This is a genomic window from Curtobacterium sp. MCLR17_043 (assembly GCF_003224215.1).
GTDB classification, from domain to species: domain Bacteria; phylum Actinomycetota; class Actinomycetes; order Actinomycetales; family Microbacteriaceae; genus Curtobacterium; species Curtobacterium flaccumfaciens.
In genome coordinates this window covers 44,255-60,431 of sequence record NZ_QKLH01000005.1, presented here as the reverse complement: position 1 = coordinate 60,431, position 16,177 = coordinate 44,255, and the positions used below count along the sequence as shown (strand labels likewise).

16 protein-coding genes are annotated in these 16,177 nt (G+C 70.5%); 3 read left to right on the top strand and 13 right to left on the bottom strand.

Annotated features, from left to right (window positions below):
• Window positions 1-31: 31 nt before the first annotated feature.
• From DEJ03_RS06540 to rplS, 5 genes are all read right to left on the bottom strand, one after another.
• Window positions 32-382 (bottom strand): Lsr2 family protein, encoded by a 351-nt coding sequence (locus DEJ03_RS06540; protein ID WP_017888250.1) that lies wholly within the window; start codon window positions 380-382, stop codon window positions 32-34.
• Window positions 383-499: 117 nt separating this feature from the next.
• Window positions 500-823: a DUF2469 family protein gene (locus tag DEJ03_RS06535; protein ID WP_017888251.1), complete on the bottom strand. Its 324-nt coding sequence runs from the start codon at window positions 821-823 to the stop codon at window positions 500-502.
• 45 nt (window positions 824-868) lie between these two features.
• Window positions 869-1,576: a ribonuclease HII gene (locus DEJ03_RS06530; protein WP_110863977.1), complete on the bottom strand. Its 708-nt coding sequence runs from the start codon at window positions 1,574-1,576 to the stop codon at window positions 869-871.
• Window positions 1,573-2,316: a signal peptidase I gene (gene lepB / locus DEJ03_RS06525; RefSeq protein WP_027465880.1), complete on the bottom strand. Its 744-nt coding sequence runs from the start codon at window positions 2,314-2,316 to the stop codon at window positions 1,573-1,575. Before lepB ends, DEJ03_RS06530 begins: the two co-directional genes overlap by 4 nt.
• Before the next feature lie 123 nt (window positions 2,317-2,439).
• On the bottom strand, window positions 2,440-2,796 hold the full coding sequence (gene rplS / locus DEJ03_RS06520; protein ID WP_017888254.1) for a 50S ribosomal protein L19: 357 nt from the start codon (window positions 2,794-2,796) through the stop codon (window positions 2,440-2,442).
• A gap of 168 nt (window positions 2,797-2,964) precedes the next feature.
• Here rplS and map point away from each other — a divergent pair, with 168 nt between their 5' ends.
• Entirely contained in the window at window positions 2,965-3,747 is a 783-nt protein-coding gene (map, locus tag DEJ03_RS06515; protein ID WP_110863976.1) for a type I methionyl aminopeptidase, read from the top strand.
• Between the two features lie 216 nt (window positions 3,748-3,963).
• Here the strand turns inward: map and trmD are convergent, their stop codons facing one another.
• The 8 genes from trmD to aroA all read right to left on the bottom strand — a co-directional run bounded on the left by trmD (window position 3,964) and on the right by aroA (window position 13,591).
• Entirely contained in the window at window positions 3,964-4,656 is a 693-nt protein-coding gene (gene trmD, locus DEJ03_RS06510; RefSeq protein ID WP_110863975.1) for a tRNA (guanosine(37)-N1)-methyltransferase TrmD, read from the bottom strand.
• 5 nt (window positions 4,657-4,661) lie between these two features.
• The gene (gene rimM, locus DEJ03_RS06505; RefSeq protein WP_171907871.1) at window positions 4,662-5,207 is read right to left on the bottom strand and encodes a ribosome maturation factor RimM; all 546 of its coding nucleotides are present in this window, start codon (window positions 5,205-5,207) and stop codon (window positions 4,662-4,664) included.
• 19 nt (window positions 5,208-5,226) lie between these two features.
• Window positions 5,227-5,463 carry an RNA-binding protein gene (locus DEJ03_RS06500; protein ID WP_017888258.1) on the bottom strand — a complete coding sequence of 79 codons (237 nt, stop codon included), beginning with the start codon at window positions 5,461-5,463 and terminating at the stop codon, window positions 5,227-5,229.
• 3 nt (window positions 5,464-5,466) lie between these two features.
• Entirely contained in the window at window positions 5,467-5,880 is a 414-nt protein-coding gene (gene rpsP / locus DEJ03_RS06495; protein WP_027465884.1) for a 30S ribosomal protein S16, read from the bottom strand.
• A gap of 164 nt (window positions 5,881-6,044) precedes the next feature.
• Window positions 6,045-8,180: an FAD-dependent oxidoreductase gene (locus DEJ03_RS06490; RefSeq protein ID WP_110863974.1), complete on the bottom strand. Its 2,136-nt coding sequence runs from the start codon at window positions 8,178-8,180 to the stop codon at window positions 6,045-6,047.
• Window positions 8,181-8,184: 4 nt separating this feature from the next.
• Entirely contained in the window at window positions 8,185-9,048 is an 864-nt protein-coding gene (locus tag DEJ03_RS06485; RefSeq protein WP_110863973.1) for an SDR family oxidoreductase, read from the bottom strand.
• Between the two features lie 83 nt (window positions 9,049-9,131).
• On the bottom strand, window positions 9,132-10,310 hold the full coding sequence (locus DEJ03_RS06480) for an acyl-CoA dehydrogenase family protein (RefSeq protein ID WP_110863972.1): 1,179 nt from the start codon (window positions 10,308-10,310) through the stop codon (window positions 9,132-9,134).
• A complete protein-coding gene (aroA, locus tag DEJ03_RS06475) occupies window positions 10,307-13,591 on the bottom strand; it encodes a 3-phosphoshikimate 1-carboxyvinyltransferase (protein ID WP_110863971.1) in 3,285 nt (1,094 codons plus the stop codon). The genes DEJ03_RS06480 and aroA overlap by 4 nt, the downstream gene beginning before the upstream one ends.
• A 119-nt stretch (window positions 13,592-13,710) precedes the next feature.
• Here aroA and DEJ03_RS06470 point away from each other — a divergent pair, with 119 nt between their 5' ends.
• Both DEJ03_RS06470 and DEJ03_RS06465 read left to right on the top strand, forming a co-directional pair.
• Window positions 13,711-14,850, top strand: coding sequence for a glutamate--cysteine ligase (locus tag DEJ03_RS06470; protein ID WP_171907874.1), 1,140 nt, complete (start codon window positions 13,711-13,713; stop codon window positions 14,848-14,850).
• A gap of 214 nt (window positions 14,851-15,064) precedes the next feature.
• Window positions 15,065-16,168, top strand: a complete 1,104-nt coding sequence (locus DEJ03_RS06465; protein WP_146237662.1) for a hypothetical protein — start codon at window positions 15,065-15,067, stop codon at window positions 16,166-16,168.
• Window positions 16,169-16,177 lie beyond the last annotated feature (9 nt).

Below are 16,177 nucleotides of genomic sequence, written 5' to 3'. Positions count from 1 at the left end.
CGAGATCACCCGGGTCCCGCTGCGACGAGCGTCAGTGCGCTGCTGCGTAGGCTTCCTGCACCTGCGTCGAGATGCGCCCGCGGGAGGAGACCTCGTACCCGTTCTCCTTGGCCCACTCGCGGATCTTGCCGAGTTCTTCGGAGTTGCCGCGCTTCGGGGCGGACTTCGGCGCGGACCCGCCGCCGGTGCGACGACCGGAGACCTTGCGCGCTGCGGCGATGTAGTCGGAGATCGCCTCGCGGAACTTGTCGACGTTGTCGTTCGACAGGTCGATCTCGTACGACGAGCCGTCGAACGCGAATTCGACCGTCCGGCCTTCACCGGTGGTGATGGGGGAATCGTCGAGGTCGTCGACGAGCTGGACGGTGACCTTCTGTGCCATGGGGTGCTCCTGTTCGTGGGGCGGTTATTTCCCCATCAGAATAGCGCGCACATTTCCCTGGCGGTCCGGATCAGCGGCGATTCACCGAGAAAGAAGCAGGAGAAAGGAAATTGACGATCACTCGTCGAGTGCGAGTTCCTTCGGCAGTTCGAGTTCCCGCGTCGTGAGTTCCTCGACATTCACGTCCTTGAACGTGAGTACCCGGACACCCTTGACGAACCGGTCGGAACGGTAGACGTCCCAGACCCAGACGTCGTTCATCGTCAGTTCGAAGTAGAAGTCGTGCTCCGTGTCACGGCGCACGAGTTCGACCTCGTTCGCCAGGTAGAAACGGCGCTCCGTCTCGACCACGTAACGGAACTGCGACACCACGTCGCGGTACTCGCGGTACAGGGCCAGCTCGACCTCGCGGTCGTAGTCGTCGAATTCGTCCTCATCCATTGCGCCCACAGTCTACGGCGACGGAGGCCCGTGCGGACGACGGGCTCAACCGGCGAGGGCGTCGAGTTCGTCGAACCCGTCCAGCGCGACGCTCGAGGCCTGGTGCAGCCACGACTTCCGGTGCAGCGCGTGCGCCCCGATCGCCCGGATCGCGTCGTAGTGCGCCGTCGACCCGTAGCCCTTGTTCGACACCCACCCGTAGTGCGGAGCCTCGTCGTGCGCGGAGATCATGAGCGCGTCACGAGCGACCTTGGCCACCACGGACGCCGCGGCCACCGAGGCGCAGTCGCGGTCGGCCTTGACCCGGACGACGACCTCGAGCGGGTCGGCGGCCGGACGGAGCGACGCGGGCAGCGCACGGCTCAACCAGTCGAACGAGCCGTCGAGCACCACCACCGCGCCGTCGAGGGACACCCCGTCGGCGACCAGGGAGCCGAGCGCCTGCGCACCGGCTGCACCGAGAGCGGGCACGATGCCCTGCTGGTCGACGAAGTCCGCCGAGGCCATGCCGACCGCCGTGCGCGCCCAGCGCTGCACGACGGGCACGAGGTCGGTGCGGCGCGCTTCGGACAACAGCTTCGAGTCCGCGAGCCCCTGGGGCACACGACCGATGTCGAGCGTCACCGCGGCCACACCGACGCCGACCGGACCGGCGATGGCGCCACGGCCGACCTCGTCCATGCCGATGACCGTCACGCGGCCCTCGGCGAGCAGACGTTTCTCGAGCCGGAGCGACGGACGGACGGCGGTCACTCGTCGCGCTCCTCCACGCCGGCGAACACCTCGGGGTGGTCGTCGAGCCACGTCCAGCGGCTCGCCGGCCACGAGATGACGAACGCGCGACCCGTGACGTCGGACATCGGGACGAAGCCCTTCGACGGGGTGTCGCCGTTGTACCGGGAGTCCTTCGAGTCGTTCCGGTTGTCGCCCATCACCCAGATGGTGCCCTTCGGCACGGTGACCGAGAAGTCGGTCGCCGAGGCCGGGGCGCCGGCGGGGAGCTTCAGGTACGGCTCCTTGATCGGCACACCGTTCACCGACATCTGCCCGAGGTCGTTGCAGCAGGACACCTTGTCACCGGGCAGACCGATGACGCGCTTGATCAGGTGGTCGTCGCTGTCACCGGTGCCGAGACCGACCTGGGTCAGTGCCCAGTCGATGGCCTTCGCGGGCTGGGTGTCCGGCGTGACGCTCGGCACCTCGGAGCCGGTGAGCCAACCGCCTGGGTCCTTGAAGACGACGACGTCTCCCCGCTTCAGTGCCACGGCGCCGGGGACGAGCTCGTTCACGATGACGCGGTCGTTGATCTGGAGCGTGTTCTCCATCGACGCCGACGGGATGTAGAACGACCGGATCAGGAACGTCTTCACCAGGAACGACACGAGCAGTGCCGCGATGAAGATGATGACGAGGTCGCGGAGGAATGTGAGGACACCGTTCCGTTGCTTCTCGGCACGTGGCCTGCGCCCGGAATCCTCTGTCGTGTCCGTCATTTCCGCTCTCGTTCGAACCACTGACTCCCCGCAAATGGGAAGAGCCCCCCGTCGATGCACAACCGTACATGGACGAGGGGCTCGCAGCGGCGTCCGGCTCGCGGACGTTCACTGTGAAGGCGATCAGGCGTCGCGCTTCTCCTTGATCTTGCGGCGGGCCGCCTTGCCGCGGAGCTCGCGCAGGTAGTAGAGCTTCGCACGACGGACGTCACCCTTGGTGACGATCTCGATGTGGTCGATGATCGGCGAGTGCACCGGGAACCAGCGCTCGACGCCGACCTGGAAGCTCACCTTGCGGACCTTGAAGGTCTCGCCGATGCCGTGGCCCTGACGGCCGATGACGACTCCCTGGAAGACCTGGATACGCGAGCGCGTGCCTTCGATGATGTTGACGTGCACCTTGATGGTGTCGCCGGGACGGAAGTCCGGGACGTCGGTACGCAGCGATGCTGCGTCGACGTTGTCGAGGAGCTGGCTCATGGTGGGTTTCACTCTCTGCGGACGCGCACGGGTCGCCGCGGATCGAAGGTTCGGAAAGTGGTGGTGCGTGCCCGGTGTCGGCGACTCCCCCGTGGCAGAGTCCAGCCAGGGCACAGCGTTCAATACTGCCACAGAGAGCGCTGGAGACAAAACGACGAGGATGGACCCATGATCGAACTCCGCACCCCCGCCGAGCTGGACGGACTGCGCGTCGCCGGCCGGTTCGTGGCCGACGTCCTGGACGAGCTGCTCGAGACCGTCGACGTCGGCGTCAACCTGCTCGACCTCGACCGCGTCGCGGCCCGGATGATCGCCGAACGCGGGGCGGAGAGCTGCTACGTCGACTACCACCCGTCGTTCGGCATGTCGCCGTTCGGCAAGAACCTCTGCACCTCGGTCAACGACGCCGCCCTGCACGGCCTGCCGCACGACCGTACCCTGCAGGACGGCGACCTGGTGAGCCTGGACTTCGCCGCGAGCGTGGACGGCTGGGTCGCGGACTCCGCCGTCAGCGTCCAGGTCGGCACCCCGCGCGACGAGGACCAGGCACTGATCGCCACGGTCGAACGGGCACTGGCCGCCGGCATCGCCCAGGCGGCTCCCGGCAACAAGCTCGGCGACGTCTCGCACGCCATCGGTCACGTGGCGCACCAGGCCGGTCACGACGTGAACCTGCAGTTCGGCGGGCACGGCGTCGGTCGCACGATGCACGGGGACCCGCACGTGCCGAACGACGGCCGTCCGGGTCGCGGCCTGAAGCTCCGGCCGGGTCTGGTCGTCGCGATCGAGCCGTGGCTCATGCAGACCACCGACGAGCTCTACCAGGACGACGACGGCTGGACGCTGCGCAGTGTCGACGGATCGCGTGCCGCGCACGTCGAGCACACGGTCGCGGTCACCGAGGCCGGCCCCGAGGTCCTGACCCTGCGTCGCGCCCAGCGCGACCAGTAGCGAGCCTGGAGGCTTGACCCTGCGTCGCGCCCAGCGCGACCAGTAGCGAGCCTGGAGGCGCGGCACCAGCTGGCACCGCACCTCCAGTCCGTCACGCGTCGTCCCCACCCCACGGAAGCGACAGATCTCGCGGCCCGCGGACCGTCACAACAGCGAAAGCGACAGATCTCCGCGGATGTTCCGCGGAGATCTGTCGCTTTCGCGAGACGGGTGACGCTACGCGTCGGGCAGCAGGTCCGGACGGACGCGCCGCGTCCGCTCCAGCTGCTGCTCGTGCCGCCAGGCACCGACGCGGGCGTGGTGCCCGCTGAGCAGGACGTCGGGGACGTCGAGGCCGCGCCACGACGCGGGCTTGGTGTACGAGGGGTACTCGAGCAGGCCGTCCTCGTGGGACTCCTCGACCAGCGACTCGGGGTTGCCGACGACACCGGGCACGAGCCGACCGACGGCCTCGATCATCGCCATCGCGGCGACCTCGCCGCCGTTCAGCACGTAGTCGCCGAGCGAGAGCTCGACGACGGTGGCGCGCGACGACGCCCACTCGAAGACGCGGGCGTCGATGCCCTCGTACCGCCCGCAGGCGAACACGAGGTGCTCCGACGTCGACGCGAGGGACCGCGCGATCGACTGTGTGAAGGGCGTGCCGGCCGGCGTCGGGACCACCAGGGTCGACGAGCCGTCGGGGCGGAAGAGCGCCTCGAGCGCCTGCGCCCACGGCTCCGGCTTCATCACCATGCCGGCGCCACCGCCGTACGGGGTGTCGTCGACGGTGCGGTGCCGGTCGGTGGTCCACGATCGCAGGTCGTGCACGTGCAGGTCGAGCAGACCGCCGGAGCGGGCCTTGCCGAGCAGGGACACGTCCAGCACGGAGAAGAACTCCGGGAAGATCGTGACGATGTCGATCCGCACGGGGACTAGTCCGTGACCGTCTCGGGGCGCGAGGTGTCCTCGGGATCCTCGAACAGGCCCTGCGGCGGCGTGACCGTGACGGTGCCGGCCGCGATGTCGACCGCGGGCACGATGGCCGAGACGAACGGCACGAGGACCTCGCCGCGGGACGGCGTGTCGATCGCGAGCAGGTCCTGGGCGGGCATGTGGTCCACACGGGCGACGGTGCCGACCTCGACGCCGTCACGCAGGACCTTCAGCCCGACGAGCTGGTGGTCGTACCAGGCGTCGTCCTCGCCGGTCTCGGCGTCGGCGTCCTGCTCGACCCAGAGGATGATGCGGGCCAGGGACTCGGCCGCGGTGCGGTCGTCGATCCCGGCGAAGAACGCGACGGGGTGACCGTTGTACCAGCGGAGTTCGTCGAGCTCGAGGGTCTTGCCCGACCACGGTGAGTCGTCGGGGACCTGGAGCGTGAAGGTGGCGCCCGGGGTGAACCGACGATCCGGGTCGTCGGTGTAGAGCTCGAGCTTGATGCCGCCCTTGAGCCCGTGCGCCTTCGTGATTCGACCCACCCGGAGCTGGGTCGTCTCCCTAGGAATCGGTGTCCACCACGTCGACCCGCACGCGCTTGCCGTCGGCCAGGGCCGTGACGAGCGTGCGGAGCGCCTTGGCGGTGCGCCCGGCGCGACCGATCACGCGGCCGAGGTCCTCGGGGTGCACGCGCACCTCGAGGACCTCGCCGCGTGGGGAGGTGGAGCTGGCGACGCGCACGTCGTCAGGGTGATCGACGATCCCCTTGACGAGGTGCGTCAGCGCGGATTCGAGCAAGGACTACGCCTCGGTCGTCTCGTCGGCGGTCTCGGCGTCGTCGGCCTTGGCGGCGGGAGCCGTCTTCTCCGACTTCGGCTTGAGCACGGCCTTCTTCGAGGAGTCGACCTGGAAGGCCGGCTTCGGCTCGGCGACCTTGACCTTGGACTCGGTGTCCTTCTCGCCCTTGAACTTGGCCCAGTCGCCGGTCAGCTTGAGGAGGGCCGCGACCTGCTCGGTCGGCTGCGCGCCGACGCCGAGCCAGTAGAGCGCACGCTCGGACTCGATCTTGATGACCGAGGGCTCCTCGGTCGGGTGGTACTGACCGATCTCCTCGAGGACACGACCATCGCGCTTGGTGCGCGAGTCGGCGACGACGATGCGGTAGTAGGGCGCACGGATCTTACCGAGACGCTTCAGACGGATCTTGACAGCCACAATTGCTCCTGTTTGCTTTCGTTGTGGTTGAACTGGAACCGCGGGCGTGGGGGCACACACGGCGAAAGCTCGAGAGAGATCGCTCACAGCTGGATAGAGGGTCGAGCTGCGGCGATTCGACCGTTCATTCTTGCAGATTCCCGGCCGTGATGCGAGCCGACTCGCTACGGCGCGAGCCGCCGCACCGCTTCGAGGGCCTCGGACGTCGCCCGGACCGCGTCCACGCTCCGCGCGTCACGCGCGCCGCCGACGACGGCGTACGGCACGCCGGCGGCCTGGAGGCCCGTCGCGAGTCCGTCAGGCGCGTCGCCCTCGGCGTCGGTCGCGCGCTCCTGCCCGGCGCAGACCACGACGGTGTCCGCCGGGACGCCGACCTCGTCCCCGTGCTCGTCGCGGATCCAGAGCACCCCGGGTTCGATGCGCAGGTACTCCTGCACGCCGCCGACCATCCGCACCCCGGCGTCCCGCAGCCGACCGATCGCGACCCAGCGCGAGGTGATGCCGATCCCCTGGCCGAACTTGCCCGAACGCCGGAGCACCGTCACCTGGGACCCCGGTCGGGTGGTGCGCCGTGCCGCGGGGAGGCGCTGCGGCACGTCGCCGACGAGCTCCTCGGACACGTCGAGGTCCCACCGGGCCGCGAACTCGGCGGCCCGGACGACCTCGTCGGGCGACTCGGTCAGGAACGCCGCGGTGTCCACGCCGATGCCGCCGCCGCCGATGATCGCGACGGTGCCCTCGGGTACGCCGTTCCGCAGGGCCTGCTCGTAGGACAGCACGTGCGGCAGGTCGCTGCCGGGGACGTCGATGCTCCGCGGGACGACCCCGGCCGCGAGCACGACGGCGTCGCTGTCGACGAGGTCCCGAGCCGTCGCCGGGCGTCCGAGGTGGATCGTGGCGCCCCGCTCCGCGAGCTCGGCGCGGGCGGACCGCACCGTGGCGGCGTAGTCCTCCTTCCCCGGGACGAGCGCGGCGAGGCCGAACTGGCCGCCGAGGCGGTCGGAGGCCTCCCAGACGGTGACGTCGTGGCCCCGACGTGCGGCGTCCACCGCGGCGGCGAGCCCGGCCGGTCCGCCACCGACGACGTCGACGCGCTTCGGGTCGGTGGTCGGGCGGGCGGGGAAGGCCACCTCGCGGGCGGCACGGGGGTTTACCAGGCAGGACACCGGTGCGCCGATGATCGAACGGTCGAGGCACGCCTGGTTGCAGCCGATGCAGGTGTTCACCAGGGCGAACCCGCCCGCGAGCGAGCGCGACACGATGGCGGGGTCGGCGAGGAACGGCCGGGCGAGGGCGACGGCGTCGATCAGGCCGTCGCTGAGCACGGCCTCGCCGTCGCGCAGGTCCGTCATCCGGTTCGAGGCGATCACGCGGACGTCCGGGTACGGGGACGCGCGCACCACCGCGGCGATCCGTGTCGCGTACGCCAGCCAGGCCCCGTGCGGCACCGAGGCCTGCACGGTCGGGGTGCGGGACTCGTGCCAGCCGATGCCCACCGAGATGCCGTCGAGTCCGAGCGGCAGCAGATCGTGCACGAGCGCGTCGACCTCGTCCTCGGTCGACGAGCCGGGCATCAGGTCCGCGCCGGACAGCCGGATCGTCACGGCGAGCTCGGGCACCGCGGCGCGCACGGCCCGGACGACCTCGATCGCGAAGCGCCGACGCCGTTCCGCGTCACCGCCCCACTCGTCGTCGCGCAGGTTCGTCAGCGGTGACTGGAACTGGTTGATCAGGTACCCCTCGGACGCCATGATCTCGACGCCGTCGAACCCGATCGTGCGGGCGGTGCGGGCCGCGGCGGCGAAGTCCTCGATGGTCCGCTCGACCTCGGCCGACGTCAGCTCGGTCGGCACCACACCGCGGGCGGCCGCCCACGGCAGGGCCGAGGGCGCCACGACGCGCTGCGGGTCGCCGTGCCGGTCGACCATGCCCGACGCGAGCGCGTACCGCCCGGCGTGGAACAGCTGCGCCAGGATGGTCCCGCCCTCGTCGTGCACGGCGTCGACCGCCACCCGGAACCGCTCGTCGGCTCCCCCGACGCCGAACACCGCGAAGTCCGGACCTCCGCGGGCCTCGTCGTTCACCGCGATGCCGCCGGTGATGATGCACGCCGCTCCGCCGGCCGCCCGTTCACGGTAGAAGGCGGCCATGCCGGCTCCACCGTCGTCGTGTACCTCGAGCCCGGTGTGCATCGACCCCATCACCACCCGGTTCGCCAGGTGCAGGGGGCCGAGGGTCCAGGGTGACGCGACCCTCCGGAGGGACTCCGGCACGACGGGGGCGGAAGCGACGCTGCTCATGCGCCTATTCTGCGGCGTCCGCGCCCGGAGCGTCGGCCGGCAGCACCGCGTCGCGGAGGGGCGACGTCGTGTCCGACCAGTACGGCGGGGCGATGACCGTCAGCCCGCCGTCGACCGAGAGCACCTGCCCGGTGATGTACCCGGCCTTGTCCGACAGCAGGAAGTCGACGGCGTCGGCCATGTCATCGGCCGTCCCAGGGCGCTGCAGCGGGAGCTTCTCGAGGACGGTGTCCATCGGCGCCTGCCCGGGGACCTTCGTGTAGAAGTACTCGAGCGAGTCGGTGTCGATGAGGCCGCCGTTCACCGCGTTGACCGTGATCTGACGCGGACCGAACTCCACCGCCATGTACTTCATGTACGCCTCGCTCATGGCCTTGGCGGCACCGAGCGCGGCGTAGGTCGGGAATGCCCGGAGTGATCCGTACGAGGTCACGACGACGATGCGGCCACCCCGGTCCATGAGTTCCGCGGCGCGCTGGGCGCCGAGCACGAACGAGCGGGCGTTCGTGGCGTAGCTGCGGTCGAGGTGGTGCAGCTTGAGGTCGGCGACGGGCTTGAACGCGCTGGCGGCGGCGTTCGCGACGAACATGTCGAGGCGTCCGTAGGTGTCGCGCACCAGGTCGAACAGGGCGTCGATCGACTCCGGCTGCTCGATGTCGACCTGCGCCGTGATGCCGTCGCCGCCTGCCGCCTTGACGTCGGCCAGGGACTCCTCGGCCAGGTCGGCGTTGCCCTTGTACGTCACCACGACGGTGACGCCGCGCTGGCCGAGCTTCTGCGCGAGCAGGCGGCCGATGCCGCGCGAAGCGCCGGTGATCAGTGCGATGGGCGGGCTGAGCGCGATGGGTGCGTTGGTGCTGTCGGTCACTGCGGTCCTTTGCGTGCGTGGGGACGGACGGGAGGCGCGGGGCGGGCCCGCCACGGGCCTCCAGTCCGGTGGTTGGTTGCGGTCTAGAACCCGGCCTTGCCGGTCACGACTGCGCGGCCGACGACCAGCTTCTGGATCTCGTTGGTGCCCTCTTCGAAGCGCTGCGCGCGTGCGTCGCGGTAGACGCGCTCGATGGCGTTGCGCTTCCAGTAGCCCTGCCCGCCGTGCACCTGCAGGGCCTTGTCGGTGACGCGCGCGAGCATGTCGACGGCGACCATCTTCGAGGCACTGGACAGGGTGCCGGCGTCGGGACGGTCTTCCTCGTAGGCGCGAGCGGCCTCGAGCACCAGGGCGCGTGCTGCGGCGATGTCGGCGTAGTTCTCGGCCAGGTAGAACTGGATCGCCTGGCGGCTGGAGAGCTGCTTGCCGAACGTCTCACGCTTGTTCGCGTACTCGACGGCGAGCTCGTTCGCCCGCTCCGCGAGCCCGACGGCGCTCATCGCGACGGACACCCGGCTCGGCAGCAGGAAGCCGCCGAGCGCGACCTCGAGACCCTGGCCCTCGGCGCCGAGCAGTGCACTCGCCGGCACGGGCACGTCGGTGAAGCGCAGGATCGCGTGGTCGGTGCCGCGGATGCCCATGGTGTCGGAGTCGTCGATCACCTCGGCACCCGGCAGCCCGTTGTTCGGCATGAGGAACGCGACCGTGCCGTCCTGGCCGCTCGTCCCCTCGAGGCGGGCGGCGATGAGCCAGTAGTCGGCCTTGACGCCGAAGGTGATGAGGTGCTTCTCGCCGTTCATCACGTAGGTGTCGCCCTCGCGCCGGACGGTCGTGCGGATGTCCGCTCCGGTGCCCGCGGTGGCCTCGGTCAGGGTGAACGCGACGAGCGTGTCACCGGCGACGGACGGCTTGACGACCTGCTCGATCTGCTCCGGCGTCGCGTAGGGGGCCATCGCACGCCAGGTGCCGTTGATGACGTGCACGAGCATGCGGATGGAGGCGTGCGAGCGGGAGATGACCTCCATGATCTCGAGGTACCGAGAGAAGGGGATCGCCCGTCCGCCGAGCTCCGTCGGGGCGGCGAGGCTGAGCCACCCGTTCTCCTTGAGCTCCTGGAACAGCTCGGGGGCGACCCGGCCGGTGCGCTCGATCTCGTCCGCCCACTCCTCGCCGGGGCCCCGGACCCACTCGGTGACCCCGGCCTTGAGCTGCTGGAAGGCGGCTTCGTCGAAGCCCGTGCTCGTCTGCTCGACGATCGTCATCGTGTCTCGTTCTCCTTCGTCGCGACGAGCGCGGCCGCCTGCTCGCGCAGGATGTTCTTCTGGACCTTGCCGACCGCGTTGCGCGGCAGCTCGGTGGTGTACTCGAGTCGCTCCGGCCAGTAGTACTTGCTCACGCCGGCCGTGTCGAGGTACTGCTGCATCCCGGCGAAGTCGAGCGGCTCGTCCGCGCGGGCGTTCACGACCCAGGCGCAGGCACGCTCGCCGAGCCGCTCGTCCGGCATCGCCACGATCGCGACGTCCGTGACCAGCGGGTGCTGGTACAGCAGGTTCTCGATCTCGACGACGGGGATCTTCTCGCCGCCGCGGTTGATGACGTCCTTCACGCGCCCGGTGATCGACAGGAAGCCCTTCTCGTCGACCTTCGCCAGGTCGCCCGTGCGGTACCAGCCGTCCGCGGTGAACACGTCGTCGGTCAGGTCCGGGCGGTCGAGGTAGCCCGCGAACATCGTCGGCGAGTGCAGCTCGAAGTTGCCCTCGGTCCCGGCGGGCAGCTCGATCCCCGCGTCGTCGACGATGCGGATCGCGATGCCCGGCAGCGCCCGGCCGTCGTGGCCGTAGGCGTCGGCGGGGTCGTCGCTCGGGCTGGACAGGGCCCCGAGACACGTCTCGCTCGTCCCGAAGGCGCCGAGGATGGCACTGCCGAGCACCGTGCTCGCTCGCTGGGCCAGTGCGCGGGGCACCGCGGCGCCCGTCGGCACGAAGATCCGGAGCGACTCGGGCTGCGGAGCACCGGCCTCGACCAGGTCGACGAGGTCGGTCAGGAACGGTGTCGCGCACTGCACGAAGGACGCCCGTGCGACGCCGAACGCCTGCTCGAGTGCGACGCGGCCGTCCCACACCGGCTGGATGACCTGCGGGGCACCGAGCCGGAACGCCAGCAGCATGCCGTACAGGAACCCGGTCTGGTGCGCGAGCGGCGACGGGATGTAGATGCGGTCGGCGCTGGTCAGCCCGGACTGCGCCACGTGCATGGCGGTCGCGAGCCCGAGCGTGCGGTGCGGGTGCTGCACGCCCTTCGGCTCCCCCGTGGTGCCGGAAGTGAAGAGCAGCTGGCACACGTCATCCGGGCCGGGAGCGTGCGACGCGATCTCGTCGACGTCGACGTGCACAGCGGCGAGGGCGTTCTCGAAGTAGCGCCAGTGCCAGTCGCTCGCCACGACCCGTTCCAGGGCGTCGGCGGGCAGCGGCGGCTGGTTCGTCGGGGTGTCCCCCTGCCCGCGGGCCTCGGCGCGGAGCACGATGACGTGCTCGAGCGACAGGCGGCGGTCCTGCGCAGCGGCCTCGTCGATGACGTCGAGGAGTTCGAGCGCGGGACGGCGCTTCCGGAACACGTTCGGCAGGAAGACCACACGGGCCTTCGAACGCGCCAGCGTCATCGTGGTCTCGCGGGGACCGAACACCGGCATGATCGGGGTCGCGACGGCGCCGATCTGGACCGCACCGAGGGTGATCGACACGAACTCGCGCCAGTTCGGCAGCTGCATCGCGACGGATTCACCCGTGCGCACGCCGAGTTCGAGCAGCAGGGCGGAGACCCGGTCGGCTTCGTCCTGCAGCTCCTTCCACGTGGTGTTCGCGGGGGTCGCACCGCCGACCTCGATCACGGCGAGGCCGTCGGGGTCGGTCTGCGACAGGGCGCGGACCCGCTCGCTCAGGACGAGCGGGTCCGCGTCGACGCCGGCGAGCTCGGGCACGGCGACGGCGGGCTGCGAGGCGGCGGGCTGCGGGGCGGTGGCCTGCGGGGCGGTGGCCTGCGCGGCGGGCTGCGGGGCGGTGGGCTGCGCGGTGGGCTGCGCGAGCGGCTGCTCTGTTGGCTCGGGCGCCGCAGACGTCTCGAGGGGCGTGCCCAGGTGCGTGCGGACCCCGTCGGCCTCGGCGGCGTCGATCCGGTCGTCCCGCGCCACCTGGGCTGCGAGCCGGTCACCGACGGACATGTCGAGCCCGACGGAGTTCATCGCCTCGAGGAACGTCGGGTAGGAGATCCGGTAGGCACGCGGGTAGGTCAGGCCGGACACCCCGTCGGCACCCGACGCCGCGACCGCGAGCGACATCAGCACGCGGTGGTCGTTGAACGATGACATCGGCGATCCGTGCAGCCCGGCCGCGCCGACACCGGTGACCCGCAGCTCGTCCGCACCCTGCTCGGCACGGCCGCCCATCCGGTTCAGCTGGAGCATCGCCGCCACGCGGTCGGACTCCTTCAGCCGGATGTGCGCCACGTTCCACAGTCGGCTCGTGCCCTCGGCGAAGGTGGCCATCGTCGACAGCACGGGCAGCAGGTCCGGGATCGGACGGCAGTCGACGTCGAGCGGCCGGAGCGGGGACCCGTCGTGCTCGATCCGGACGAAGCCGGTCTCCTCGTCGATCCGCATCGGGACGCCCATCGCGGTCGCGAGGTCCAGGAACTCGCGCTCCGGGTGGTCGGTCTCGGCCGTCGTCGTGGCCGTCATGCCCCGCAGCAGCACGTTCGACTCGCGGGTGCCGGCCGCCGCGATGCCGAACGCTGCGGAGCCGATGTCGGGCGGGATGACGTAGTCGTGCGGGGTGGCCTGCTGGCCCGCCGGGATCCGGTACTCGAGCCAGTCGTCGGAGACCTCCACCGTCAGGCCGAACTGCCGCATCATCCGCACGGTGAGCTCGACGTAGGGCTGCTCGTTGAGCCGCCCGCCGGTGATGTGGATCCGGGTCTCGTGCTCGGCGAACGGTGCCACCAGCAGCAGCCCGGACACCCACTGCGACAGGGTGCCGGCGATCGTCACGTCGCCGCCGCGCGGACGCCTGGGCTGCACGGTGACGGGCGGGCAGTCGTTCGTCGCCTCGAGCTCCACCCCCATCTGCGTCAGCGAGGTGAGCAGCGCCTTGATCGGGCGGCGCTGGAAGTACTTCATGCCGGACAGGGTCATCGGACGGTCGGCCAGCGAGGCGAGCCCGGTCATGAAGTAGAGCGTGGTGCCCGAGGACCCCATGTTGAGCAGTCCGTCGGCACCGCGCGAGCCGTGGTCCACGACGTCCGTCGCCTGGTACCCGCCGCCCAGTCCGGTCACGTGGTACGCGTTCCCACGACGCTTGACGTCGACGCCGAGCGCGCGGAGCGTGCCCACGGTCCACTCCACCTGTCGCGTCGCGCTCAACCCGGAGACGACACTCGTCCCCTTCGCGAGCGACGCGAGCACCAGCGCGCGGTGCGCGTGGTACTTCGAGACCGGGATGTCGAGTTCTCCGACGAGCGGGGCGTTCGTCCCGCGTACCACCAACTGCATGCGTACCTCTTCCCTGTAGGAACATTTCAACGGTACGCCCACAGTGGAACTAGTTGCAGGACGATCCGCACGATCGGGACAACGCTTCGTTGTGCGTGTCCGACAAGGACCCGGGCAGGATGGACGGCATGGACATCCGCTTCACCGAGTCCCGCCCGTCGACCATCGGCGTCGAGTGGGAACTCCCCCTGGTCGACCGGTCGACCGGCGACCTCGCTCCCCGCGCCCCCGCCGTCATCGCCGCCGTGCACGAGCGGCTCGGCGACCACGACCGCGTCACCGAGGAGCTGCTGACCAACACGGTCGAGGTCGTCTCGAGCGTCCACGACCGCGTGGGGGCTGCGACGAGCGAGCTGTCCGGCATCATCGGCGAGGTCATCGACGCCGCCGAACCGCTCGACGCCCAGGTGATGTGCTCGGGCACGCACCCGTTCGCGGTGTGGGACCAGCAGGAGATCACCCCGGACAGCGAGCACTACACGACCCTGATCGACCGCACCCGCTGGTGGGGACGCCAGATGCTCATCTGGGGCGTGCACGTGCACGTCGGCATCGACGACCGCGACAAGGCCGTCCCGATCATGAACGCGATGCTCGCCTACGTCCCGCACCTGCAGGCGTTCACCGCGTCGAGCCCGTTCTGGGGCGGCACCGACACCGGGTACGCCTCGAACCGCGCCCTCATGTTCCAGCAGCTCCCGACCGGCGGGCTCCCGCCGCAGCTCGGCGCCTGGGCGAACTTCGAAGAGGTCGTCGGCGACCTCACGCACACCGGCGTCATCGACGGCGTGAAGGACCTGCGCTGGGACATCCGCCCCTCGCCGGGCTGGGGCACCCTCGAGAACCGGGTGTCCGACGGCATCTCGACCCTGCACGAGGTCGGCGCCGTCACCGCGCTCGTCCAGTGCCTGGTCACCGCCTGCTCGGACCGGCTCGACGCCGGTGAGACCCTGCCCACCATGCAGCCGTGGTTCATCCGCGAGAACAAGTGGCGTGCCGCCCGCTACGGCATGGAGGCCGAGATCATCACGAACGTCGCCGGCGACGAGCGGCTCGTGACCGACGAGGTGCACGACCTGGTGCAGCGGCTCGACCCGATCGCCGAACGGCTCGGCTGCCTCGACGAGCTGCACCACCTCGACACGATGATCGAGCGCGGCGCCTCGTACCAGCGGCAGCTGCAGGTCGCGCAGGAGAACGGCGGCGACCTGCGCGAGGTCGTCCGCCACCTCGTGACGGAGTTCCGCGAAGCGCTCTAGCCGCGACCGAACCGAATCGGGCGTACCTGGTCGAATCGGGCGTACCTGGTCGTTCCTCCCGACCAGGGACGCCCGATTCCACTTTCCATCGCGCGTGCGATGGGAAGGAACGTCGCGGCGCGACCACGAACGGACGGGAGGCCCGGTGCCAGCTGGCACCGGGCCTCCCGTCCTGGGGGCATCGGCAGTCCACGGCGAACGCTACAGTTCCCCTGTGGCGGGGGAGGCAGCACAGCGCGGACCGGCGACGGTGATCCGTGCCGGCGCGCTCGTCGACGCCGGTCGACCGGAACAGGCACTGGCCGAGGTCAGGGCGGTCGAGCACGACGAAGGCGAATCGATCGCCGGACAGCGCGTGCGTGCCCTGGCGCTGCTCGCGCTCGACCAGCCGGACGCGGCGTGCGAAGCTGCTCGACGAGCGGTCGCTCTCGCGCCGGGTGACAGCACCTCCCTCCGCGTGCTGTCGACCGCCCTGCTCCGTTCTGGCGACCAGATCGGAGCCGTCGAGGCCGCCCGTCGTTCGGTCGCCGCGGACCCGGGATCGTGGCAGGCGCACGCTGCGCGAGTCGATGCCCTCTGGCTCGGCGAGCAGAACCGCTTGGAGGCGATGCGGGCGAGCTTCGAGGCCGTTCGCTTGGCTCCCACCGAACCGTTCGTGCACCGCCAGCACGGCGACCTCCTGCTCGCCGTCGGACGGCAACGGGAAGCGCAGGACGCGTACCGCCGGGGGCTCGCGCTCGCTCCGGAGGACCGAGGGGCACGGCACAACCTGGCGGTGGCACGGCTGCGGCACGGCCACGAGAGCGAGTCCGCGCTGGCCTTCGCGGGCATCCTGTCGACGAACCCGACGGACGCCACAGCACTGCGGAACCTCATGGTCGGCGTCGTCAACCCACTCGGCCGGATCCGGGTGACCCTCGGCGGCGGCGCAGTGTTCACCGGCTTGGAGTTCCTGGCGTCGATCGACAGCGGGGATCCGGGGATGGTGCGGTGGGCCACCACCTTCCCGCCGGTGTTCGCCCTCGCCGTGATCGCCTTCATCGCCCTCCGGTTCACCTCCGAGGCACGGCCTCGCCTCGCCTTCCTCGTCTCGGTCGCTCGACGAGCGGTACCGGGTTGGGGACTCGTGGCGCTGGTCCTCGGTGTCGCGACCGCGATCTCCGTGACCGGGCTGTTCCTCCCACCGGTCGTCGCCCTCGTCGCGCAGGGTCTCGTGTTCGTCGGGGTCGTCATCGCGTCCGTCCTGATGAAGCGCATCCTGCGCGCCTTCCCGAGGACCCGCCCAGCGGTGCACGAGGACGACGATGACGACGGGTGACGAGCTCGC

Bases quoted from the DNA above. Each gene is read 5' to 3' on its own strand.
- DEJ03_RS06540 (WP_017888250.1), bottom strand. From the start codon at position 382: ATGGCACAGAAGGTCACCGTCCAGCTCGTCGACGACCTCGACGATTCC.
- DEJ03_RS06535 (WP_017888251.1), bottom strand. From the start codon at position 823: ATGGATGAGGACGAATTCGACGACTACGACCGCGAGGTCGAGCTGGCC.
- DEJ03_RS06480 (WP_110863972.1), bottom strand. From the start codon at position 10,310: ATGACGATCGTCGAGCAGACGAGCACGGGCTTCGACGAAGCCGCCTTC.
- map (WP_110863976.1), top strand. From the start codon at position 2,965: ATGATCGAACTCCGCACCCCCGCCGAGCTGGACGGACTGCGCGTCGCC.
- DEJ03_RS06490 (WP_110863974.1), bottom strand. From the start codon at position 8,180: ATGAGCAGCGTCGCTTCCGCCCCCGTCGTGCCGGAGTCCCTCCGGAGG.
- lepB (WP_027465880.1), bottom strand. From the start codon at position 2,316: ATGACGGACACGACAGAGGATTCCGGGCGCAGGCCACGTGCCGAGAAG.
- DEJ03_RS06470 (WP_171907874.1), top strand. From the start codon at position 13,711: ATGGACGGCATGGACATCCGCTTCACCGAGTCCCGCCCGTCGACCATC.
- rplS (WP_017888254.1), bottom strand. From the start codon at position 2,796: ATGAGCCAGCTCCTCGACAACGTCGACGCAGCATCGCTGCGTACCGAC.
- aroA (WP_110863971.1), bottom strand. From the start codon at position 13,591: ATGCAGTTGGTGGTACGCGGGACGAACGCCCCGCTCGTCGGAGAACTC.